Annotated in this window: 21 protein-coding genes and 1 tRNA gene; 12 read left to right on the top strand and 10 right to left on the bottom strand. The window is 67.8% G+C overall.

The annotated features are described in order from the left end of the window. The first annotated feature begins 30 nt into the window (after positions 1–30). Genes EDF69_RS00090 through EDF69_RS00100 form a run of 3 tightly spaced genes read left to right on the top strand, consistent with a single transcriptional unit; the run spans position 31 to position 2,660 of the window. Positions 31–990: a cation diffusion facilitator family transporter gene (locus EDF69_RS00090; RefSeq protein ID WP_132883472.1), complete on the top strand. Its 960-nt coding sequence runs from the start codon at positions 31–33 to the stop codon at positions 988–990. A 3-nt stretch (positions 991–993) separates the two neighbouring features. Continuing rightward, positions 994–2,166 carry an NAD(P)/FAD-dependent oxidoreductase gene (locus tag EDF69_RS00095; RefSeq protein ID WP_132883471.1) on the top strand — a complete coding sequence of 391 codons (1,173 nt, stop codon included), beginning with the start codon at positions 994–996 and terminating at the stop codon, positions 2,164–2,166. Then, positions 2,163–2,660 (top strand): DNA-deoxyinosine glycosylase, encoded by a 498-nt coding sequence (locus tag EDF69_RS00100; RefSeq protein ID WP_339537386.1) that lies wholly within the window; start codon positions 2,163–2,165, stop codon positions 2,658–2,660. The genes EDF69_RS00095 and EDF69_RS00100 overlap by 4 nt, the downstream gene beginning before the upstream one ends. A gap of 4 nt (positions 2,661–2,664) precedes the next feature. Here EDF69_RS00100 and EDF69_RS00105 read toward each other — a convergent pair whose 3' ends face one another. Beyond that, a complete protein-coding gene (locus tag EDF69_RS00105) occupies positions 2,665–2,838 on the bottom strand; it encodes a hypothetical protein (protein ID WP_165890021.1) in 174 nt (57 codons plus the stop codon). Between the two features lie 131 nt (positions 2,839–2,969). On the opposite strand from EDF69_RS00105, the gene EDF69_RS00110 reads away from it, so the two are divergent. From EDF69_RS00110 to EDF69_RS00120, 3 genes are all read left to right on the top strand, one after another. Then, a complete protein-coding gene (locus EDF69_RS00110; protein WP_339537390.1) occupies positions 2,970–4,403 on the top strand; it encodes a L,D-transpeptidase family protein in 1,434 nt (477 codons plus the stop codon). A gap of 254 nt (positions 4,404–4,657) precedes the next feature. After that, a complete protein-coding gene (locus EDF69_RS00115) occupies positions 4,658–7,165 on the top strand; it encodes a TonB-dependent receptor (RefSeq protein ID WP_132883469.1) in 2,508 nt (835 codons plus the stop codon). Then, positions 7,159–8,352, top strand: a complete 1,194-nt coding sequence (locus EDF69_RS00120; RefSeq protein WP_339537393.1) for a YdcF family protein — start codon at positions 7,159–7,161, stop codon at positions 8,350–8,352. The genes EDF69_RS00115 and EDF69_RS00120 overlap by 7 nt, the downstream gene beginning before the upstream one ends. Before the next feature lie 150 nt (positions 8,353–8,502). Here the strand turns inward: EDF69_RS00120 and EDF69_RS00125 are convergent. Continuing rightward, positions 8,503–8,577: transfer RNA gene (locus EDF69_RS00125), tRNA-Val, on the bottom strand. Between the two features lie 74 nt (positions 8,578–8,651). Continuing rightward, positions 8,652–9,029, bottom strand: a complete 378-nt coding sequence (gene cpdR / locus EDF69_RS00130) for a cell cycle two-component system response regulator CpdR (protein WP_125960709.1) — start codon at positions 9,027–9,029, stop codon at positions 8,652–8,654. Positions 9,030–9,125: 96 nt separating this feature from the next. Here cpdR and EDF69_RS00135 point away from each other — a divergent pair, with 96 nt between their 5' ends. Then, positions 9,126–9,974: an N-formylglutamate amidohydrolase gene (locus EDF69_RS00135; protein WP_339537395.1), complete on the top strand. Its 849-nt coding sequence runs from the start codon at positions 9,126–9,128 to the stop codon at positions 9,972–9,974. Positions 9,975–10,244: 270 nt separating this feature from the next. Here the strand turns inward: EDF69_RS00135 and EDF69_RS00140 are convergent, their stop codons facing one another. Together EDF69_RS00140 and EDF69_RS00145 are read right to left on the bottom strand one after the other, a co-directional pair. Next, positions 10,245–11,018: a SapC family protein gene (locus tag EDF69_RS00140; RefSeq protein WP_125960707.1), complete on the bottom strand. Its 774-nt coding sequence runs from the start codon at positions 11,016–11,018 to the stop codon at positions 10,245–10,247. A 30-nt stretch (positions 11,019–11,048) separates the two neighbouring features. After that, positions 11,049–12,494 (bottom strand): FAD-binding oxidoreductase, encoded by a 1,446-nt coding sequence (locus EDF69_RS00145; RefSeq protein WP_132883468.1) that lies wholly within the window; start codon positions 12,492–12,494, stop codon positions 11,049–11,051. 77 nt (positions 12,495–12,571) lie between these two features. Here EDF69_RS00145 and EDF69_RS00150 point away from each other — a divergent pair, with 77 nt between their 5' ends. The 3 genes from EDF69_RS00150 (at position 12,572) to EDF69_RS00160 (ending at position 14,725) form a co-directional block, all read left to right on the top strand. Then, complete coding sequence (locus tag EDF69_RS00150) at positions 12,572–13,039, top strand: hypothetical protein (protein ID WP_132883467.1); 468 nt, start codon at positions 12,572–12,574, stop codon at positions 13,037–13,039. A gap of 88 nt (positions 13,040–13,127) precedes the next feature. Further along, entirely contained in the window at positions 13,128–14,486 is a 1,359-nt protein-coding gene (locus EDF69_RS00155; RefSeq protein WP_132883466.1) for a DEAD/DEAH box helicase, read from the top strand. A 14-nt stretch (positions 14,487–14,500) separates the two neighbouring features. Then, positions 14,501–14,725: a DUF1289 domain-containing protein gene (locus EDF69_RS00160; RefSeq protein WP_204991276.1), complete on the top strand. Its 225-nt coding sequence runs from the start codon at positions 14,501–14,503 to the stop codon at positions 14,723–14,725. Between the two features lie 17 nt (positions 14,726–14,742). Here EDF69_RS00160 and EDF69_RS00165 read toward each other — a convergent pair whose 3' ends face one another. The 4 genes from EDF69_RS00165 to EDF69_RS00180 all read right to left on the bottom strand — a co-directional run bounded on the left by EDF69_RS00165 (position 14,743) and on the right by EDF69_RS00180 (position 18,947). Beyond that, the gene (locus EDF69_RS00165) at positions 14,743–15,621 is read right to left on the bottom strand and encodes a dienelactone hydrolase family protein (RefSeq protein ID WP_132883465.1); all 879 of its coding nucleotides are present in this window, start codon (positions 15,619–15,621) and stop codon (positions 14,743–14,745) included. Positions 15,622–15,743: 122 nt separating this feature from the next. After that, positions 15,744–16,406: a DUF1013 domain-containing protein gene (locus tag EDF69_RS00170; RefSeq protein ID WP_204991407.1), complete on the bottom strand. Its 663-nt coding sequence runs from the start codon at positions 16,404–16,406 to the stop codon at positions 15,744–15,746. A gap of 211 nt (positions 16,407–16,617) precedes the next feature. Further along, positions 16,618–18,327, bottom strand: coding sequence for a flotillin family protein (locus EDF69_RS00175; protein WP_132883464.1), 1,710 nt, complete (start codon positions 18,325–18,327; stop codon positions 16,618–16,620). Between the two features lie 2 nt (positions 18,328–18,329). Continuing rightward, positions 18,330–18,947, bottom strand: a complete 618-nt coding sequence (locus tag EDF69_RS00180) for a YqiJ family protein (protein WP_132883463.1) — start codon at positions 18,945–18,947, stop codon at positions 18,330–18,332. Between the two features lie 190 nt (positions 18,948–19,137). Between EDF69_RS00180 and EDF69_RS00185 the strand changes: the two genes are divergently transcribed. Next, positions 19,138–20,334, top strand: coding sequence for a threonine ammonia-lyase (locus tag EDF69_RS00185; RefSeq protein WP_132883462.1), 1,197 nt, complete (start codon positions 19,138–19,140; stop codon positions 20,332–20,334). Positions 20,335–20,367: 33 nt separating this feature from the next. Here EDF69_RS00185 and EDF69_RS00190 read toward each other — a convergent pair whose 3' ends face one another. Next, positions 20,368–21,381 carry an NAD(P)H-quinone oxidoreductase gene (locus EDF69_RS00190; protein WP_239555183.1) on the bottom strand — a complete coding sequence of 338 codons (1,014 nt, stop codon included), beginning with the start codon at positions 21,379–21,381 and terminating at the stop codon, positions 20,368–20,370. A 79-nt stretch (positions 21,382–21,460) separates the two neighbouring features. On the opposite strand from EDF69_RS00190, the gene EDF69_RS00195 reads away from it, so the two are divergent. Then, on the top strand, positions 21,461–21,658 hold the full coding sequence (locus EDF69_RS00195) for a DUF1192 domain-containing protein (RefSeq protein WP_125960698.1): 198 nt from the start codon (positions 21,461–21,463) through the stop codon (positions 21,656–21,658). The last annotated feature ends 10 nt before the right edge of the window (positions 21,659–21,668 follow it).

Consider the following 21,668-nt stretch of genomic DNA (forward strand, 5'->3'; position numbering starts at 1 on the left):
TTCAGCATCCGCACAGGCAGGGAACGGTTCATGGCGAAGGACGGCGCGGGCGCGCACATCAAGAACAACCTCGTTCTCTATGGCGCGCTCGCGGCGAATCTCGGGATCGGTGTCGCGAAGTTCATCGCCGCCGGTATCACCGGCTCGTCCTCGATGCTGACGGAGGGCGTGCATTCGGTAGTGGACAGCGGCAATCAGGTGCTGCTGCTCTACGGGCAGAGGCGCGCGCGCCGGCCGGCCGATCCGAAGCACCCGTTCGGCTATGGCCGTGAGCTCTACTTCTGGGCATTCGTGGTCGCCCTGCTGATCTTCGCGGTCGGCGCCGGCGTATCGATCTACGAAGGCTACCTCCACATCCTGGACCCGGAGCCACTCAGCGATCCCGTCGTCAACTACGTCGTGCTGGGCGTCGCCGTCCTGCTGGAGGGTTCGTCCTGGACGATCGCCGTACGCGAGTTCAACGCCAAGCGCGGGGACACCGGCTGGTGGCGCGCGATCCACGAGTCCAAGGATCCCGCCGGCTTCATCGTTCTGTTCGAGGATTCGGCGGCGCTGATCGGCCTTGCCGTCGCCGGCGCTGGCGTGTGGGCCAGCCATTATTTTGGGGATCCCCGCATCGATGGCGTCGCATCGATCCTCATCGGCCTGATCCTGGCGACCGTCTCCGCACTGCTGGCGCGGGAGGCCAAGGGGCTGCTGATCGGCGAGCGCGCGGACCCGGTGCTGATCGAGCGGGTGCGGTCCGTGGTGGGCGCGAAGCCCGGCATCTCGGCGGTGAACCACGTGCGCACCATCCACACCGCACCCGATGCGGTCTTCGTTGCGATCAGCGCCGATTTCGACGATGCGCTGACCATGGGCGCAGGCGAAACACTGATCGAGGAACTGGAGGCCGAACTGAAGGCCGCGATCCCCACCCTCACCTCCATCTACATCCGTCCGGAGAAGCACGAGGAGGCCATCCTCAGCTTCGCGCCTGCCGCCGGCTGATCGATGGAGAGCTTCGATGCGATCGTGCTCGGCGCGGGTGGCGCCGGGCTGATGGCTTCGGCCGTCGCCGGGCAGCGCGGCAGGCGCGTGGTCGTCGTGGACCATGCGCCGGAGCCGGGCCGCAAGATCCTGATTTCGGGCGGCGGTCGCTGCAACTTCACCAACCTGGGCACCGCGCCAGACCGGTACCTGTCCGCCAACCCGCATTTCGCCAAATCGGCGCTCGGCCGCTACACCGCCGGCGACTTCCTGGAGATGGTCGAGCGGCACGGCATCGCCTGGCACGAAAAGACGCTCGGCCAATTGTTCTGCGACGGCTCCGCCCGGCAGATCGTGGCCATGCTGCTGGACGAGTGCGCGGCAGGCGCCGTGGCGATGCGCCTGGGTGCGGCGATCCGGGACGTCTCGCATGCGGACGGACGCTTTACGGTGGTGCATGGGGACGCCACGCTCACGGCGCCGGCATTGGTGATCGCCACCGGCGGTCCCTCCATCCCGAAGCTCGGCGCCACCGGCTTCGCCTATGATCTCGCCCGCAAGTTCGGGCTGAAGGTCGTCGAGCCGCGCCCGGCGCTCGTGCCGCTGACGCTGCCGCCGGAGGAAGCGCTGTTCCGCTCCCTGTCCGGCGTGGCCACCGAAGTGGTCGCGCGCTGCGGCAAGGCGGCGTTTCGCGAGGCGGCGCTGTTCACCCACCGCGGCCTGTCGGGTCCGGCGATCCTCCAGGTGTCCTCCTATTGGCGCCACCGCGATGCGATCGGCATCGATTTCCTGCCCGATCAGGATGCGGGGTGGCTGCTGGAGGCGAAGCGCACCCGCCCCCGTGCGGGTCTGCGCACGGTGCTTTCGACGGCGCTTCCCGACCGACTTGCCGAGGCCCTCGCCGAACGCCTGGCGGTGGTGGGAGAACTCGGCAACCAGCGTGACGCCACGCTTCGCGATGCCGAGCAGCGGCTTGGCGACTGGCGCTTCGTCCCGAACGGCAGCGAAGGCTTTGCCAAGGCGGAGGTGACGGTAGGCGGCATCGCGACCGAGGGGCTCTCGTCGCGCACCATGGCGGCGCGGCACCTGCCGGGGCTGTACGTCGTCGGCGAGGCGATGGACGTGACCGGCTGGCTGGGCGGCTACAACTTCCAATGGGCCTGGGCGAGCGGCTGGGCGGCGGGCCAGGCGCTGTGACCGACACGCTCAAGCGCAGCTTCCCGCCCGTGGTCGACGCCACGACGCGCGTCCTGGTGCTCGGCAGCCTGCCCGGCGAGCGCTCACTCGCCGAGCAGCGTTATTACGCGCACCCGCAGAACCAGTTCTGGCGGCTGATGTCGCCAGTCGCCGGGCGGGACCTGGTGCCGCTCGCCTATGCGGAGCGGCTCGCCGCCTTGCAGGCCTCCGGGATCGGCTTGTGGGACGTCGTCGCCCAGGCGCGGCGGACCGGCAGCAGCGACGCGGCCATCCGTGACCTCGCCGCCAATGACCTCGCCGCGCTGGTCGCGACGCTGCCGCAGTTGCGCGCGATCGGCTTCAACGGCGGCACGGCGCTTCGCCATGGGCGGGCACAGCTGGGCGAGGCGGCGGCGCATTATGCGATCGTTGCCCTGCCCTCCAGCAGCCCGCTGCACACCGTCGGGGTTGCGGCCAAGCAGAAGGCCTGGCTCGCGCTCGCCGACTATCTCTGACCGGTCAGCGGCCGCTCGGCTGCGGCTTGCCCACGTCGCCGGCGGGATCGAAGTCCTTGGCCGGGGACACCTCGTCCGCAGGCTTGTCGAGCGTGTCGCTCGGAAGGGCTGCGTCCCCCGTCTTCTGATGCTCGGTGGACAGATTGTGATCGGGCGTACCCATGTCGCGGTCGACCATGACGCGTCTCCTCTTCTTCCCCCTCAACCGACGAACCGCCCCGCGGTTGCGGCAACGGCTCGGAAGGCTCCTTGCGGGAGCGAAACGGCAGTCCGGACGTTATCTGCCTGCAAAATAACGAGGAGAAGCGGGTGCGCGTCGGTCTTATCGGTTCATCGTTGCTGGCGATGTCGCTCACGCTGTCGGCGTGCAACGTCAACACTTCCCCGTCCAACCAGACCGAAGCCGGCGAGAGCGCCCAGCCCGCGCAGTGGTCGAAGTCCACAGCCGACCAGCTGCGCGACGCCCTCAACAAGCGCGCCGCCCATGGCCTCGACAAGATGAACTTCGAGGTTCCGGCCGGCGAGGACGAAGCGCCTTTGACCAAGGCGGCGCTCGCCTATGCCGGCGCGCTGGCTCGTGGCGCAACCGATCCGACCAAGCTCTATGAGGTCTACACCGTTCCCCGGCCCAACCCCGATCTGAAGCAGGGGCTCGTCCAAGCGCTTCAGCAGGGCAAGGTCGGCGAGTGGCTGGAAAGCCTGGCCCCGCAGGACGCGAACTACCGCAAGCTGTCGCAAGCCTATCTGGCGCTGCGCAAGCAGGGCGAGGGCGCGACGCCGGTGATCCCGGACAAGGGCGAGCCGCTGAAGCCGGGCGCAACCGACGCGCGCATCCCGCTGATCGCCAGCCAGCTGGTCGCTTCGGACTATCTGGATCGTGCGGCGGCAGGCGGCAATCGCTACACGCCCGCCATGGCGGCTGCCGTCAAGCAGATGCAGGCCGACTACGGCATCAAGCCGGACGGCGTGATCGGCAGCGACGCGCTGGCCATCCTCAACCTTTCCGACGCGGATCGTGCGCGCGCGATCGCGGTGAACATGGAGCGGCTGCGCTGGATCGAGCGCACCCCTCCCGGTACCCGCATCGACGTCAATGTGGCGGCGGCACGGCTGAGCTACTGGCGCGACGGCAAGCTCGTGAACAGTCGCAAGGTCGTGGTGGGCGAGCCGGACAACGAGACCCCGCAGCTGGGGTCGCCGATCTTCCGCCTGGTCGCCAACCCGACCTGGACCGTGCCCCGCTCGATCCAGGAAAAGGAGATCGCCGGCAAGGGATCGGACTATCTGCGCCGCAACAACATGGCGTGGGAAGACGGCTGGATCGTCCAGCAGCCTGGCCCGAAGAACTCGCTCGGCCTCGTCAAGTTCGACATGCAGAACGATCACGCCATCTACCTGCACGACACGCCGGCCAAGCCGCTGTTCCAGCAGGTGCAGCGCCAGCGCAGCCACGGCTGCGTTCGCGTCGAGGATGCGCTGGGCTTTGCCGAGATGCTCGCCAAGGACGAGGGCGTGATCGACGAGTGGAACAAGGCGCGCGCGACCGGCAAGGAGACCTTCGTCAAGCTGCCGCGCGAGATCCCGGTGCGGATGCTCTACCAGACCGTGCTGTTCGACGAAGCCGGCGAACCGGTAATCCGCAACGATCCGTATGGCTGGAACGACCGCGTCGCCCAGGCACTCGGCCTCGGCACCACCACCAACTATCGCCTGAAGCCCGACGGCGCGGACGTAGGCCCCTGATGCAACATGAGGGCGGAGCTGACGGCATCAGCTCTGCCCTCGCCGATGCCCCGCCTAAGCCAGCGCTATTCCCGTCCTCGCGCATAGTACCAAAGACATGCCGGCTTGCCCTTCATTGATGACCAGAAGACTCGGCCAGCAGGCAAATAGGCCTGCAACCGGTTCGACTCCGTAACAGATCTGTCATGGCTTTGCCGTAGCCGCTCGGCCCCAGTCGCCTGCCCTTTCCGGGTACTGTTCAGAACTGGGATATCATGCCGAACATCAAGCAGCTCGCCTACGCCGCTCTTCCCGCGCTGTGCTTCGTCGCCGCACCTTCCTGGGCGCAGGAAACGACTTCAGCGGCTGCATCGGCCGAAGCGTCGGACCCGCAGGCAGCAGTCGGCGACGTGCCGCCCGAAGAAATCATCGTCACCGGATCGACCCGCGCGCAGCGGCGGTTCGATGTGTCCTATGCCATCAACACCATCTCCCAGGCGGACGTCGAGAAGATCGCACCGGTCAACTTCGCCGACCTGATCGGCCAGCTGCCCGGCTTCCAGACGGAGATCACCGGCGGTGAGGTGCAGAACATCTACCGTATCCGCGGTCTGCCGAACGACGGCGGCTTCGTCAGCTTCCAGCAGGACGGCCTTCCCCTGTTCCACGAGAACGACGGCGTGTTCTTCCGCGGCGACGCGATCCTCAAGCAGGACCTGATGACGGACCATGCCGAAGTCGTCCGCGGTGGTCCGGCCCCGGTCTACGCCAGCTATTCGGGCGCGATCATCAATGCCATCACCGTCACCGGTGAGGAGACGCCGCGCGGCAAGGCGCAGCTGACGCTGGGTGACACGGGCCTCTACCGCCTGGATGCCTATCAGTCCGGCCCCATTGCCAAAGACACCTACTACGCCGTCGGCGGCTTCCTGCGGTATCACGACGGCTACCGCGACAACGGCTTCCCGAACGACAAGGGCGGCCAGATCCGCGCGAACCTCAAGCACGACCTCGACAATGGTTCGATCAAGCTGAACCTCAACTACGTCAACGACCACAACGTCTTCTATCTGCCGATCCCCATCGCCGACCCGCGCGACCCAAGCGTCTCGCTCGATCCGTACATCGACTATTTCACCGGCACGATGAACTCGCCGGCGCTGCGCAACGTGAACCTGAAGTATCGCGACGGCGCCGGCGTGATCCAGAGCCGCACCAGCGATCTCTCCGACGGTCGCCACATGCAGATGGTGAACTTCGGCGCACAATATGACGCCGATTTCGACGGGTGGCTCGTTTCGGCCAAGGTCGGATACACGCAGGGCAAGCTCGACTTCACCGCCTTCTACTCGACCACCAATCCGGCCGACGCCGACAGCTTCGCCAACGGCTATCTGGCGCGCGCGACCGCTGCGTTCGGGGCGGTGAACCGCTTCGGCTATGTGCTGGCGGGGACCAACACCGTCTATGATCCCGATGCGGCATCGGGCCTGGTGATGCAGGGCCAGTATCGCGACATCCACTCGAAGTTCTATTCGGGCCAGGGCAATTTCACCGTCGCCAAGAAGTTCGAGACCGGCATCGGCAGCCACGACATCAAGCTCGGCCTCTACGCCAGTCTCTATGGCGAGGACAGCCGGACGCTCTACCAGAACTATCTGATCGAGGTCGCGGGTAAGCCGCGCACGCTGGACCTCGTCGCCTATTCGGCCTCGGGTGCAGAACTCGGCCGGGTGACGGACAACGGCGTGCTTAATTACGCCGCCACGCTGAACCAGGGCGACTCTGACGCGAAGATGTTCGCCATCTATGCCAACGACACCTGGGAGATCGTCCCGGGCCTGCGCATCGACGCCGGCATCCGCCACGAGCGCTACAGCTACGAAGGCTGGGCGGCACTGACCGAGCAGGCCGACCTGGGCGATCGCACCACGCTGGCGGACGATGCCACCCGCGCCTTCACCGGAGCGATCATCAACCAGAAGGGCAAGCCGAACGTCACCAACTGGACGGTCGGCGCCAACTATGACTTCAGCGACCATGTCGGCGTCTATGGCCGCGCCTCGCACCTCGAGACGCCGCCCAGCGTCCAGACGGTGATGAGCATCAACCCGACCATCATCACCACGGTCGCCGACCAGTTCGAGGCCGGGCTGAAGCTCGCCGCCGGGCGCTCCTACCTCTACGTCACCGGCTTCTACACCAACTTCGACCCGCTCAACGCCTCGTTCCTGGCGTACGACCCGACCACCGGCCGCAACGACGTGAACGTCCCCTTCATCGGCGAGGCGCAGGTCAAGGGCGTGGAATTCGATGGCGCCTGGTCCGTGACCCCCTGGTTCACCCTGAACGGCGCGCTCACCGTCAGCGACCCGAAGTACAAGAACTTCGAAAGCGCGACCGGCGCCGATCCCGAGCAGGCGGAAGGCAATCAGATTGTGCGCCAGCCCAAGATCTACGGCAACATCCGGCCGAGCTTCGACTTCACCTCGGGCGAGACGGACATTTCGGTCTATGGCCGCTACACCTACATGGGGAAGCGCTACGTTGACCTCTACAACAACACCGCGCTGCCCTCCTACGGCACGATCGGCGCGGGCGTGACGCTGCGCCGGGCGAGCTGGCAGGTGCAGGTGGTCGGCGACAATCTGTTCAACGCGCATGGCCTGACCGAAGGCAATACCCGCACCGACTCGCTGAGCGGCCAGGGCAGCAGCGAGGCCATCTACGGTCGCCCGATCTTCGGCCGGAACTTCCGTCTGGTCGTCTCCAAGTCGTGGTGAGGCACCGGGCGCTTCGCATCACCCTCGCCGCCGTGATGTGCGCGGCGGCGGTTCAGCCTGCTGTGGCAGCCGAGGTTCGCGACCGCGCGACCGAGGTTCTGGCGCAGCGGCTGTTCCCGATGCTCGATGCGATGGGTCGGTCGCCGGAGACGATCACCCGGCTCCGCGCCGATCGCAGCCTCGCCACCACACTTGCGACGCGTGCGAAACGCACCGCCGCCTGCGCAGAGGCGGCCCCGTGCGTGGCGGAGGCCGCGCTGTGGGATGAGCAGGAATTGGCAGCGCTTGCGCATGCGGTGGAGCGGAATGCCGCCCCGCTGCTGCGCGATCGGCGGCTGGTTCCCGACGACGGCCTCGCCTCCGGCCTTGCCCGGGAGATCCGCGGGCTGAACGCGATCGTCCGAGTCTATGCATTGGGAATGCCCGCGCGCTACCCTTCCATCGACGGGCCATCGGCGGCGTTCGGCAGCACGGAGGCGCAGACGCGCCTGGCGGCTGCGGTCCGCCTGCGCAACACGCCGCGTGCCGGCTCCTTGCAGACGCTCGATCCGAGCATGGAACTGGGCCTGGCGCTGCTCGACGTGAACGACCGCACCGATGCCAGCGGATTCGAGCCGATCGACGGCGGTGACAACGCCGCGGCGATGGCGCGGGCCCGCGGCCTCGACTGGTCCCGCTACCGCTATACGGCCGTCGTGCTGACAGGAATCGGCCCCGAGGTTCCCGACATGCCGCTCAGCCCCGGCGGAAAATACCACGTCCGGCTCGCCGCGAACCGCTTTGCGGACGGAGACGCCCCCTTCATCATCGTGAGCGGTGGCCGCGCACACCCGCACGGCACGCCCCATAACGAGGCCGCCGAGATGCGCCGCGCGCTGATCGAGCGCTATGGCGTGCCTGCCGAGGCGATCGTCATCGAGCCCTATGCTCGACACACCACCACCAACCTGCGCAACGCCACGCGACGGCTGATGGCATTGGGAGCGCCGCTCGATCGCGAGGCGCTCATCGTCTGCAACCCGGACCAGAGCCGGATGATCGAGAGCCCCGCCTTTGGGGAGAGGAACCGCCGCGAACTCGGCTACGAACCCGGCGTGATCGGCCGCCGGCTCTCGCCTACCGAGCTCACCTTCCGCCCCGATCCTCGTTCGGCACGGATCGATCCGCTCGACCCGCTCGATCCCTGATCGGCGGGCTGAAGCGGGTTTGTCGGGAACCACCGGCCCGTCGGGCGGCGCCAAGTCGTCGAGATGTCGGACGAAAGATGTGCCGAATTTCTGGCACAGGGCACCAACATGAAAAAACCCGCCAACGCAGTGCGCTGGCGGGTTTTTCCGTGGTGGGCGTGGCAAGGATTGAACTTGCGACCCCTGCGATGTCAACACAGTGCTCTACCACTGAGCTACACGCCCGCCGGGAGTGCGGCCTCTAGCGGGGAGCGCTGGGGAGCGCAAGCACCGAAAGTGGCCGAACCCAAAAAATCTGCTCAGCTGTGCGAGGGGACGCTGTCCTCCGCAAACAGCTGGTCCACTTCGCGCACCAGGTCGCGCAGGTGGAAGGGCTTTGACAGCACCCGGGCCTGGGGCACGGCCTTGCCCGCCTTCAGCGTCACTGCCGCAAAACCGGTGATGAACATCACCCGCATCTCGGGTGCGATCTCCTGCGCCTTTTGTGCGAGTTCGATGCCGTCCATCTCGGGCATTACGATATCGGTGAGGAGCAGATCGAACGTCTCGCTCTCCAGCAACGGCAAGGCGGCCGTCCCGCGATCGACCGCCGCCACGCGGTAGCCGGAACGTTCGAGCGCGCGCGTCAGATACTCGCGCATCACCTGATCGTCCTCGGCCAGCAGAATCCTGTACATGCATCCCTCTCGTACGAGCGCCCGCGTCTATGGGCGAACCCCTGCCGCTTTTCCAGCGCGTTGCTCCGGATCGCCGCGGGGCCTAGCATCCAGGGCGTGCCCGCGCCGCCTCTCCCCTTTGACCTGCACGGTCCCGCCGATCCGGTAACGCCGCTGGTGCTTTCGGTGCCGCATGCCGGCCGCGCCTATCCGGAGGCGATGCGGGATCTGCTGCGGGTGCCGCTTGCGGCGCTGCTACCGCTGGAGGACCGGCTGGTCGACCAGGTGGCGCTTGCGGCGCGCGGACCTCACACGCTGTTCGTCGCCAAGCTTCCTCGCGCCTGGATCGACCTGAACCGGAGCGAGCAGGAGCGCGATCCGCAGGTCGACGCGGGCGCCGACCCCATGGTGCAGCCCCGGGCCTCGGCGCGGCTGCGCAGCGGGCTGGGGCTCATACCCCGGCGCGCCAGCAGCGCGGGCGACATCTGGAAGCGCCGGTTGCACGCGGACGAGGTTACTGCCCGCATCATGGCCCAACATCGTCCCTACCACGCCGCGGTGGCTGCCGCGCTCGCGTCGGCGCACGCGCGGTTCGGCGTCGCCATCCTGCTCGACATCCACTCCATGCCATCGCTGCCGGGCGTCACGCCTGCGCAGGTCGTGCTGGGCGACCGACACGGGCGCTCGGCAGCGCGGCGCCTGGTGGATGCGCTCGAAGCCGCCGCGCGGGATGCCGGCCTTCGGATCGCCCGTAACCAGCCCTACGCCGGTGGGCACGTGGTGACGACCCATGGGGCGCCCGCACGCAACGTGCACGCGGTCCAGATCGAGTTCGATCGCGGCCTCTATCTGGATCCCACGCTGACGGAGGTTGGTCCCGGCTTTCCCCGCCTCGCTGCCGCCCTCGCCCACATGATCGCAGCCGTCGCCGCGGAAGCGCTTCCGCCGGCGCTTGCCGCCGAATAGCGCATAAAAAAACCACCCCGTGCACGAAGCACGAGGTGGCCTAGGTTCAGGGAGGAGACACGCTGAAAGCGTGTCACACGATCCCGCGAAAGGGGGGAACACGAGACCGCGTACCAGAGAATATAGATATCAAGCGCAAAGGTTCAAGCGTTTGCCGACACTTGCGATGCATTGCCTGACGCGCACGACGAAACGCCGCCCATCGGGAAGACGGACGGCGCTTGCGATTCGTACTGCGTCTCGCCGGGCTTGACCCGGCGGGACGTCCGATCAGGCGGTCGGCTGGGGCGCGATCATGCCCGCGCGCACTTGACGCGCGAACAGGTCCCGCATCAGCGACAGCGAGAAGATGTGCGCATAGAGCAGCGGCAGCATGCCGTTCTGCTGGATCTTGCGCAGCTGGTCGCCACGAAGCTCGTTGAGCTTCTTTTCGTCGACCATCTGGAAACCACGGTAGATGAACGGCTGCTCGGCGCCGTCCGGCTGGATCGAGACTTCACCGTCGATCAGAAGGCCCAGGTCCTTGACCTCCTTCATGAACATCGCGGTGCGCTGGCCGGCCTGCTCGAACTGCTCGTTGAACTGCAGGATCTGCTTGGTGGTCTCGCTCGGCTCGGTGCCGTCGAACAGCGCCTCGCCGTCCTCGAACGCGCCGATCGTGTCCGCGGTCGGATCGAAGCACAGCGACAGGTCCTCGCTGTCCGGACGCAGGCGGGCGAGCATGTACGGATAGCGGCGGACATAGGCCGGGACGTACACTTCCGGGTCGATCAGCCGGCCGTCGGCGTCGATGAAGGTGTTGACGCCCTCGTTCAGGCCCATCAGCGCGAGCGGAACGGGATCCTCGCCCACCGAGAAGACGATCGGCATGCGACGCTGCACCAGCGGGAATTCTTCGACGGTGACCGGCACGGCATGCTCGTTGACCAGGAACGGCGCACGATCCGCAACGCGAACCTTGTAGTTGGCGTGCTGCTGGCTCGAAAGCGGTTCGAGCTGGTTGTAAAACAGAGGAAGCCCGTTGTTCTTCGGCGCCGTGGCCATTCTTGATCTCCTGGAACCCAGCTTGCGCGTCTATTTCGCCCCGTCGACGGGCGCAAGCGTCACCAGTTTGCCGGGATTGAACAGGTTCATCGGGTCGAGCCCCTGCTTGATCCCCCGCAGCGCCGCCAGGCGGGCGGGCGAGCCGAGACGGGCCAGTTCGTCGCGCTTCATCTGGCCGATGCCGTGCTCGGCCGAGATCGAGCCGCCGGCGGCAACCACCAGGTCGTGAACGAAGGTGGTGATGCCGGGCGCCTCCTCCGCGATCCAGCGTGCCGGATCGACGCCCGCAGGCGCCCGCACATGAAAGTGGACGTTGCCGTCGCCCAAGTGTCCGAAGGCGGTGGCGTGGGTGCCGGGAAAGCGCGCCTCTGCCGCCGCTGCCGCCTCGACCATGAAGCGCGGCATCCGGTTCACCGGCACGGAGATGTCGTGCTGTACCGCCGGGCCTGCGGCGCGCTCTGCTGCCGAGAGCGAGTCTCGCAGCCGCCAGAACGCCTCCGCCTGCGCCTCTGATGTGGCGATCACCGCGTCGGCAACGAGACCGGCGTCCAGCGCGTCGCCGAGCAGTCGCGCGAGCAGGGCATCCGGCGCCTCGGCCTCCGGGGTCGCAGCGACCGCCTCGATCAACAGGTGCCATGGGTGGGTGCCGCTGAGCGGCGACCGCGCGTCCGGCAGATACTGCACTGCGCGCTCCAGCGTGTCGCCGGGGATGATCTCGAAGCTCTCGATCGCATCGGTCGCCCCTCGCATCCGTCGCAGGAGCGCCAGCCCCGCCTCCGGGTCGGCGATGCCCACCCAGGCGACAGCGCGGCCAAGGATCGCGGGGGCAAGGCGCAATGTCGCGGCGGTGATGATCCCCAGCGTGCCTTCGGCGCCGACGAGCAGTTGGTCGATGTCGTAGCCGCGATTGTCCTTGGGCAGCGGCGTGAGCCCATCGTGGATGCTGCCATCGGGCAGCACTGCCTCCACCCCGGCCACGAGCCGCCGCATCGTCCCCCAGCGCAGCACCTGGGTACCGCCTGCGTTTGTCGAGATCAGGCCGCCGATCGTCGCCGTCCCGCGCGAGCCCAGGGTGAGCGGAAAGCGGCAGCCGGCTTCCGCAGCGGCCTCATGAAGGTTCTGCAGGATCACGCCTGCCTCGGCCACCGCGAGTGCAGCCCCAGCGTCGAGGCGTCGAATGCGATCGAGGCGGCGAGTAGACAGCAGCAGCGCCGATCCGTCCGCAGGCGGCGTCGCGCCGCCCACCATCGATGTGTTGCCGCCCTGTGCGACCAGCGGCACCCGATGCTCAACCGCCAGGCGAACCATGGTGGCCACCTCGGCGGTGGAGGTCGGCAGCAGCATCGCGGCGGCCGCGCCATGGAAGCGCCCGCGCCAATCGGTGAGAAAGGGCGCGATCTGGTCGGCGTCGGTGGTGAGGCTGCACTCGCCTAGCGCTTCCCGAATGGCATGGATCAGGCGGGTCTGTGCGGTCATCCCGTCGCGCTACACGGCCGAGAGGCTTGCCGCCAGTTCATCACCGGTTAAAACCCAGGGGCTGAGAAGAGAGCCCCATGCCCGTACCGAAGCCTGTCCCCGTGCTTCTGCTGCTGACGCTCGCGGCCCCCATGGCCGGGGCCCAGCAGCGCGTGAGCGTTCCGGCCGGCACGGTCGTGCACAGGGAGGTGCGCATCCAGCGAATCATCGTGCGGGTGCCGCGCATGGAAGTCACCCCCGCCTCCAGTTCGCGTGCGCTGCCGGCGATCAACTGGGTGGAGAAACGCACCGACCGCTGTGTGCCCGTCGCCAATCTGGCGGCGGTGTCGATCACCCGCACCGACAGCGTCGACCTGATGCTGACCGGCGGGAAGCGGCTGCGGGCGCGCCTGGAGGAGGATTGCCCGACGCTCGACTTCTACTCGGGCTTCTACCTCAAGCCGACCGCGGACGGGATGGTGTGCGCGTCGCGCGATACGATTCGCTCCCGCTCTGGGGGGCAGTGCCGCATCTCGTCTTTCCGAATGCTCGTTCCCGGCCGCTGAGGCGCGTTCTGCTTGACAATCCGGCAGAAATCCGCAAGGCGCGGACCTGCATTCCGGTGCCGCGACGGTGCCGTTTTCCGGAAACCCCATGAACTTTGCCGATCTCGGTCTTTCCGATGAACTGCTGCACGCCGTAACGGAGGCGGGCTATACGGAGCCGACGCCGATCCAGGCGAGCGCGATTCCGTCTGTGTTGATGATGCGCGACCTGATCGGCATCGCCCAGACCGGCACCGGCAAGACGGCCGCTTTCGTGCTGCCGATGATCGACATTCTGGCGCAGGGTCGCAGCCGCGCGCGCATGCCGCGCTCGCTGATCCTGGAGCCCACCCGCGAACTCGCGGCCCAGGTTGCCGAGAACTTCGAGAAGTACGGCGCTGGCCACAAGCTGTCGATGGCGTTGCTGATCGGCGGCGTATCGATGGGGGACCAGCTGGCGGCGCTCGAAAAGGGCGTCGACGTGCTGATCGCGACCCCGGGGCGGTTGATGGACCTGTTCAGCCGGGGCAAGATCCTGCTCACCGGCTGCAATCTCCTGGTGATCGACGAAGCCGACCGCATGCTCGACATGGGGTTCATCCCCGACATCGAGGAAATCTGCACCAAGCTTCCCAAGCAGCGGCAGACGCTGCTGTTCTCGGCCACCATGCCGCCGCCGATCAAGAAGCTGGCGGACAAGTTCCTTGAGAACCCCAAGACCATCGAGGTCGCGCGACCGGCGACCACCAACACCAACATCACCCAGCGGGTGGTCCATGTCAGTGCGGCCAAGAAGCGCGACGTGCTGCGCCGGCTCCTGTCCTCGGACGAGGTCCGCACCGCGATCATCTTTTCCAACCGCAAGACGACCGTGCGCGAGCTCAACAAGAGCCTGCAGCGCGCGGGTTTCCGTTCGGCCGAGATCCACGGCGACATGGAACAGTCGGCGCGTATCGCCGAGCTGGACCGGTTCAAGAACGGCGAGGTCAACATCCTGGTCGCGTCAGACGTCGCCGCGCGCGGCCTGGACGTGAAGGGTGTCAGCCACGTCTTCAACTATGACGCGCCCTGGCATCCGGACGACTATGTCCACCGCATCGGCCGCACCGGCCGCGGTGGCGCGACGGGCACGGCTTATACGTTCGTCACGCCCGACGATGCCGAGAACATCGCCAACATCGAGAAGCTGACCGGCCAGAAGATCGAGGTGCTCGATCTGGGCGGCGTGCCGGCTGCGGAAGCGGAAGCTACGCCGGAGCCACGGGCACCGCGGGCCGATCGTTCACGCGATCGCCGCAGCCGCGAGGATCGCACCCCGCGGTCCGAAGAACCTCGCCGCACCCGGGAGGAACGGGCGCCCCGCCATGAAGAACCGCGCCGTCGCCGCGAGGCCGAGGATGCGGTGGCGGACGATGGCGGCTGGAACGGCCCCATCCCGGCTTTTCTGGACGTTCGACTCACCGCCTGATCGGGCAAGGCCGCGTGGACGATTTCATCGACTATGTTGCGCCGGTCGCGGTCGAAAGCCCGTGCGTCCTGGTGTGCACGCTCGACCTCGAGAGCGGCTGGTGTTTCGGCTGCGGCCGCACGCGCGAAGAGATCGCCAACTGGACGGCGATGTCGGCCGAGGAGCGGAGCACCGTGTTGGCGGCCCTCCCCGCGCGCTGCGGCACACTCGAACAGCGGATTGCAGCCTCGATCGGCTGATCGCCGGCTTCGGCGGCCTAGCCGTCGATCCGGGCATGCAAGAAGCGCGTAGTCCGCTCCCAGGCGAGCTTTGCCGCCGCGGGATCATATCGTTGTGCCGACGTGTCGTTGTTGAAGGCGTGATCGACGTCCGGATAGACGTGGGTCTCGACCTGCTTTCCTGCCGCCTCCAGCGCCTTTGCCCAAGGCAGGCCCGTTGCGTTCACGCGCTGGTCCTTGCCCGCATAGTGTAGCAACAGCGGCGTCTGGACCTTCGTCGCCTCGGAAGGGGCGGGCGCAGGTCCGTAATATGCCACGCCTGCGCTGAGCGCAGGTCCGGCGGCGATCGCCAGGCGATTGACGAAGGCGCCGCCCCAGCAAAAGCCGACCGCGCCCACCTTTCCGGAGCCGCCCCGCTGCCGCGCCGCACGATCGATGGTGGCGACTGCCTGACGAAGGGCCAAGTCCATGTCGATGCTGGCGATCATCTCGCGTGCGCGGTCCTCGTCGGCAGGCGTGCCGCCCTGCGGCGCCAGCAGGTCGAGCGCGACGGCTCGGAACCCGCTCAGCGCCGCGCGCCTTGCCACGTCGCGAATATGCTCTGTCAGGCCCCGGTTCTCGTGGATGACCAACACCGTACCGAGCTTGCGACCGCCGGCCTCTCGGGGTGCCGCGAAATAGGCTGCGGCCGGCTTACCCGCCTCGACCCCTTTGCGCGTGGCAGTACGAAGGCGAGGATCGTCGGGCTGGACCTGCTGCGCTGCGGCAGGAGACGCCGCGATCGCTGCGACCAGCGCCTCGGCAGCGACGGCGGAGCCCGTGAGGGCGACCATCTCCCGCATGAAGGCGCGACGATCGCGGTGCTCGTGGGTGAAGGCGTCGTAGAGCGCGACAGCGCGCTCGCGAAGGTCGGTCATGCCAGTTATCCCCGAGTCGGACGGGGAGAAGCTAATCGGCTTTCTGCCTCAGCAGAAGCGGCAGGGCCTCGGGCCCGCCGAGCCCGTCCCCCGCAAGCGCGGAGGGACGGGAACGTTGGCGATCAGCGCTTGAACGGATCAATGAAGGCCGGGGCAGGCTCGGCAGTCTCGCCGTTCGCCAGTGCCTCGGCATCGCGCACCGCCTGCTGCCGCTCGTTGCGCAGCTGCTCCAGCAGTGCCTCGCGGTCGCCCTCCAAGCGCGTGTCGGTCGGTGCTTCCATGCCCGCGGCCTTGGCGGCCTTGGTCACCAGTGCATCGAGCTCCCGCTGCGAGCACAGGCCGAGCGTGACCGGATCCTTCGGCACGATGTTGCCGATGTTCCAGTGCGTACGGTCGCGGATCGCGGCGATGGTGGTGCGGGTGGTGCCGATCAGCTTGCCGATCGCGCCGTCCGAGATCTCCGGATGGTTGCGGATGATCCAGGCGATGCCGTCCGGCTTGTCCTGGCGCTTCGACACCGGGGTGTAACGCGGCCCCTTGGTGCGGCGGACCTGCTCGGGACCCTTCTGGATCTTGAGGCGATAGTTCGGATCGGCCTGGCCCTTTTCGATCTCGTCCTGCGTCAGTTCGTGGGCGCGGACCGGATCGCGGCCGGTGAGCTTGGTTGCGGCAGTGTCGTCGGCGATCGCCTGCACTTCCAGGATGTGCAGGCCGCAGAAGTCGGCGATCTGCTCGAACGACAGCGACGTGTTATCGACCAGCCAGGAAGCGGTCGCATGCGGCATCAACGGCTGGGCCACGGCAGTTCTCCAGAAACAATAAGGGCCACCCCTCGCGGGGTGGCCGTATCCGGAACAGACTTAGTGCGCGAAGTGGACAGAGGCAAGCACAGCTGCCGGCAAAGCGTTATTCCGGCAATGCTTTGCGAAAAGGGGCGCGGGTCCGATCAGACCGCCCTGCGCAGGAGCAACACCGCTTCCCCTTCGCTTGGCGCCGCTACTCCGCCGCAGCCGGCAGGTTCGCGGCGGCTGGCGTCACCGGACCGCTGGCCGTAAGCGCCGCGCCCTTTACCAGCCCGTCCAGCGAGCCGCCGTCGAAACCGAGCTCCTTCATCAGCCCGTCGATCATCGGCGCCTGCGCGCGATAGCGGAGCGCCGCCTGCACCGCGGAGTTGGCGAGGTTGCGATCGCCGCCGCCGTCCGCGGGGACACCCGCCCCCGCCGTCCCGCCGGCGCCGGTCAACCCGTCGACCTGGACGATCTTGATGCTGTCGATCGCCTCGAGCGGCTTGGATGCTTCACGGATGACCTCCGGCAGCACCTTCAAGAGCGCGAGCTTGGTCTGGAGCGACACCTGGTCCGACGACAGCAGGTTCGCCGCTTCGTTGACCGCACGCTGGCCGGCGGCCTCCACCTCGAAGCGGACGCGGTCGGCCTCGGCGCGCAGCTTGGCGGCCTCCGCCTCGCCCTCTGCGGCAAGGCGCGCGGCCTCTGCGCGATCGGCGGCGGCCTGTTTCTCCGCCTCTGCTTCGACGCGGATGCGGATCGCGGCGCGTTCGGCCTCCCGCGCGGCGTCGATCAGTTCGATCCGCTTGGTGCGCTCGGCGATCTCGGTCTCGCGGCTGGTCGAAACCTGTTCCTCGGCCGCCACCGCATCGGCGCGCGCCTTGTCGGCCTCGGCACGAGCCTGGCTCTCGTCGCGGCTCTTGTTCTGGACGGCGATCTGCTGCTCCTGACGGGCGAGTTCGAGCGCCTGTTCCTGGGCAATGCGCGCTTCCTTGATCGCGCGATCCGCCTCGATTTGCTGCGCGTCGATCTGGCGCTTGGCCTCGATCCGCGCGGCATCGGCTTCGCGCTGCCGGGCAGCCTGCTCGCGCGCGACCTCGGCCGCCTGCTCGGCGCGGCGCACCTCCAGCTCGCGCTCCTGCTCGAGCCGGGCGAACTCCTGGTCGCGGCCGATCAGGAACGACTGGCGTGCCGCTTCCAGGTTCTTGGTCTCGATCTGGACGCGGGTGTCCTGTTCGATATCGTTGCGCGCCTTCTTGCGCAGCTCGATCTGCTCGGTGAGCTTGGTCAGGCCCTCGGCGTCGAACGCATTGTTGGCGTTGAAGTGCTCGATCGACGTCTGGTCGAGGCCGGTAAGCGAGACGCTCTCCAGCTCCAGGCCGTTCATCGCCAGATCGGCCGACGAGACCTGCTGCACCTTCTGCACGAATTCGCTGCGCTGCTCGTGCAGCTGCGCCATGGTCATGCCGGCCGCCACCGAGCGCAGCGCGTCGACGAACTTGCCCTCGACCAGTTCCTTGAGTGCATCGGGGTGCATGGTGCGCATGCCCAGCGTCTGCGCGGCGATCGCGATCGACTGGGCGTCCGGCTTCACGCGGACGTAGAACTCGGCCTTCACGTCGATCCGCAGCCGGTCGAGCGTGATGAGCGCGTCGCTGTTCTTGCGCTCCACCGCCAGCCGGACAGTGTTCATGTTGACAGGCATGGTCTCGTGAAAAACCGGCAGCACCAGCGCACCGCCGTTGATGACCACCTTTTCCCCGCCGGCGCCGGTGCGGACGAAGCCGATCTCCTTCGAGGCGCGCTTGTAGAGCTTGGCGAACAACAGGCCGATCACCAGCAGCAGCAGGAGCGCGGCGCCTGCCACGATGCCGACGGTGGTCAGCATTCCGGATTGGGGCACCACCACGTCGGTATTCATCGTCACGCTCCTAGCTGGGGCAACTTGTGATCGCCGCGAGAAATGGCACGGAACACGTCGTTCTCGCGCCGGACGAGCAGCACCTGCTCCCCCTCTTCAAAGATCTGTCCGGGGTTGTCGGGTTCGACCATGACGTAGTGCGGCTGCCCGTGACGGTCCTCGACCCGAGCCCGAGCAGGCGCGCCGGGAACTGCACGACCCATCACGATCCGGGCGAAGCGACCGACCAGCTCCTCGAGCAGGATTGCAGTGGTGTGGTCTTGCGGGAGCACCCGCGCCAGGCCACGCGCCGCGAGCCCGGTGAGCGGCAGCGCGGCGATGCCCGCGGCCGGCACGGCGATCCAGCCGCTCAGCAGGGCGCCCGTCCATTCGAGCGCCGCCTGTTCACCCAGCAGCCCGATCGAGCCGAAGATCCCGAGGAACAGGACCAGCAGCATCAGCAGCGGCACTCGGCCGACTCCGAGCCACGACAGCAGGTCGCCACCCATGTCGGCGTCCAGATCTGCATCGGCATCCAGCTCGACGCCGAAGCCGATCAACTGCACCAGTCCGATCAACAGCATCAGAACAAGCGCCGCAGTAAAGGCGATGTTCTGCGGCAGGCCCAGAAACTCGAGCAACTCCCCCTCCCCGATTCGAAGTCGAGCTTAGGGGTGCTTCTACTCGCACTCTAGCGGAATCGGATCGACGCGGGGGAAGTCGCTACGCGGTATACCCCGCGGCTTTTCCTTGTCCGGTTGCGGCTTTGGTGGTTGTAGGCAGGCGCGGCGCATCGCGCCGCCGACGAGGCACCAACGAAGAGGGCCGTACGTGATCACTTCCCAAGACGTCCACGCAGCCGCTACCCGGATCGCCGGCAAGGTGATCCGCACCCCCGTAGTGCACAGCGACGCGATTAGCCGGATTACCGGCGCGGACGTCTGGCTGAAGCTCGATACGCTGCAGGTTACCGGCGCGTTCAAGGAGCGCGGCGCCGCCAACCGGCTCGCGCTGCTCTCCGCAGAAGAGCGCGCGGCGGGGGTGGTTGCGATGTCGGCGGGGAACCACGCCCAGGCAGTCGCCCGGCACGCAGCGCTGCTCGGTATCCGCGCGGTGATCGTGATGCCGGCCTTCACGCCCTCCACAAAAGTCACCCGCACCGCCCGCTGGGGCGCCGAGGTCGTGCTGCACGGCACGACCCTGGCCGAGGCCGCCGCCCACGCCCACAATCTCGCCGACGACCAGGGGCTGGTGTTCGTCCACCCCTATGACGACGACGCGGTGATCGCGGGCCAGGGGACGCTCGCACTCGAACTGATCGAGGATGTGCCCGAACTCGACACGCTGGCGATTCCGGTGGGAGGCGGCGGGCTGGTCGCAGGCGCGGCGCTCGCAGCACAGGGCGCGGGCCGGCCGATCGTCACCTATGGCGTCGAGGTCGAGAGCTATGCGGCCATGGCGCAGGAACTGGCGGGAGCGCCCGTCAGCGTCGGCGGTGCGACCGTGGCGGAAGGCATTGCCGTCCGCGACATCGGCCGCAAGCCGCTGGAGATCGTGCGCCAGCTGGTGAAGCAGGTGCTGACCGTGCCCGAACGCGCGATCGAGAGCGCGATCGCGCTCTTGGCCGAGGAAGCCAAGATCGTCGCCGAGGGCGCAGGGGCGACCGGCGTCGCCGCGCTCCTGACCTATCCGGAGCTGTTCCGTGGCCGCAAGGTGGGCGTGCCGGTGTGCGGGGCGAACATCGACAATCGCGCGCTCGCCAATGTGCTCCAGCGGGTGATGGTGCGCGACGGGCGGCTGATGCGACTGATCCTCGACATTCCCGACCGCCCGGGTGTCCTCGGCGAGATCTCCACGCGGATCGGGGCGGCCGGAGCCAACATCATCGAGGTGTCGCATCACCGGCTCTTCACCTCCCCCAGCGTCCAGGCGGCGCGGCTGGAGGTGATGTTCGAGGCACGCGACGCGACCCACAGCGATGCCGTGGTGGCCGCGCTGCAGGAGCATTATGCGGTGACGCGGCTGTAGAGGCGTTCCGCCGGCGACCGGGTCGCCGGCGGTTCAGTCGCCGATCGTCAGCACGATCTTGCCGACGTGGTCGCCCGCCTCCATGCGCCGGTGCGCCTCGGCTGCTTGCGAGAGCGGAAAGCTGCGGTCCATCAGCGGGCGCAGCTTGCCTTCGACCACGAAGGGCCAGACCAGCCGCGCGATCTCTTCGGCGACCAGTGTCTTGAACTCCGCATCTCGCGGGCGCAGCGTCGAACCGGTCAGCGTCAGGCGGCGGCGCATCACCTGCCAGATCGGGATGGTCGCCTCCGCGCCACGCTGCACCGCGATCGAGACGTGGCGCCCATCCTCGGCCAGGCACTTCAGGTTGCGCGGCACATAGTCGCCGCCGACCATGTCGAGCACCGCCGCGACGCCTGCGCCGCCGGTGATCGCCTTGACCCGTTCGACGAAGTCCTCGGTCTTGTAGTTGATCGCGTGGGTCGCGCCATGCGCCAGCGCCGCCTGGGCCTTGTCGTCGGAGCCTACCGTCACGATGATCTCGACCCCGAACAGCGCGCACAGGCTGATCGCCATGGTGCCGATGCCGCTGGTGCCACCATGGACGAGCACCGTATCCCCAGCCTGGACATAGGCGCGCTCAAACAGGTTGGTCCACACGGTGAACAGCGTCTCCGGCAGTGCCGCCGCCTCTGCCATCGAAAGCCCCTCGGGAACCGGCAGGCACTGGCCAGCGGGTGCCAGCGCATATTCGGCATAGCCACCGCCAGCCAGCAGCGCGCAGACGGTGGCACCGCTCAGTCCCGGATCCACGCCCTCGCCGATCGCGGCGACCGTGCCGGCGACCTCAAGCCCGGGGATGGACGGCGCGCCAGGCGGCGGCGGGTAATTGCCCGCGCGCTGAAGCAGGTCGGGCCGGTTTACGCCGGCCGCCGCGACCCGGATCAGCACCTCGCCGGGCGCCGGCTGTGGCACCGGACGTTCGACCGGCACCAGCACCTCGGGCCCGCCCGCCACCTCCGGGTCGATCGCGATCATGGTACCCGGAATGCTCTCGGGAAGGTTCATCGGCATCTGGCTCCCTTTGCTTCCCCGCGCGTTGCCCAGCGTTATTGACATCGCGCAAAGGAGGGTCAACGCTGTGCCGATGGACGCCGAGGAATTTCTGCCGCGTCGCAAGGACGATCCGCTGGCGCAGCTGGCCCGCGAGGACCTGGATCCGTTGTCTGTCGCGGAGCTTCACGCACGCATCGCAGCGCTGGAGGCGGAGATCGCCCGGTGCCGAAGCCAGGTTGAGCGGGCGACGACCCATCGGGCCAGCGCCGACGCGCTCTTTCGAAGGTGACCATCGGGGC

The organism is Sphingomonas sp. JUb134 (assembly GCF_004341505.2).
GTDB lineage: Bacteria > Pseudomonadota > Alphaproteobacteria > Sphingomonadales > Sphingomonadaceae > Sphingomonas.

Coding starts and splice junctions, on each gene's coding strand:
- EDF69_RS00090 (WP_132883472.1), top strand. CDS start 31: ATGGCGAAGGACGGCGCGGGCGCGCACATCAAGAACAACCTCGTTCTC.
- EDF69_RS00095 (WP_132883471.1), top strand. CDS start 994: ATGGAGAGCTTCGATGCGATCGTGCTCGGCGCGGGTGGCGCCGGGCTG.
- EDF69_RS00105 (WP_165890021.1), bottom strand. CDS start 2,838: ATGGTCGACCGCGACATGGGTACGCCCGATCACAATCTGTCCACCGAG.
- EDF69_RS00115 (WP_132883469.1), top strand. CDS start 4,658: ATGCCGAACATCAAGCAGCTCGCCTACGCCGCTCTTCCCGCGCTGTGC.
- cpdR (WP_125960709.1), bottom strand. CDS start 9,029: ATGTACAGGATTCTGCTGGCCGAGGACGATCAGGTGATGCGCGAGTAT.
- EDF69_RS00140 (WP_125960707.1), bottom strand. CDS start 11,018: ATGGCCACGGCGCCGAAGAACAACGGGCTTCCTCTGTTTTACAACCAG.
- EDF69_RS00145 (WP_132883468.1), bottom strand. CDS start 12,494: ATGACCGCACAGACCCGCCTGATCCATGCCATTCGGGAAGCGCTAGGC.
- EDF69_RS00150 (WP_132883467.1), top strand. CDS start 12,572: ATGCCCGTACCGAAGCCTGTCCCCGTGCTTCTGCTGCTGACGCTCGCG.
- EDF69_RS00155 (WP_132883466.1), top strand. CDS start 13,128: ATGAACTTTGCCGATCTCGGTCTTTCCGATGAACTGCTGCACGCCGTA.
- EDF69_RS00165 (WP_132883465.1), bottom strand. CDS start 15,621: ATGACCGACCTTCGCGAGCGCGCTGTCGCGCTCTACGACGCCTTCACC.
- EDF69_RS00170 (WP_204991407.1), bottom strand. CDS start 16,406: ATGCCGCATGCGACCGCTTCCTGGCTGGTCGATAACACGTCGCTGTCG.
- EDF69_RS00175 (WP_132883464.1), bottom strand. CDS start 18,327: ATGAATACCGACGTGGTGGTGCCCCAATCCGGAATGCTGACCACCGTC.
- EDF69_RS00190 (WP_239555183.1), bottom strand. CDS start 21,381: ATGAACCTTCCCGAGAGCATTCCGGGTACCATGATCGCGATCGACCCG.
- EDF69_RS00195 (WP_125960698.1), top strand. CDS start 21,461: ATGGACGCCGAGGAATTTCTGCCGCGTCGCAAGGACGATCCGCTGGCG.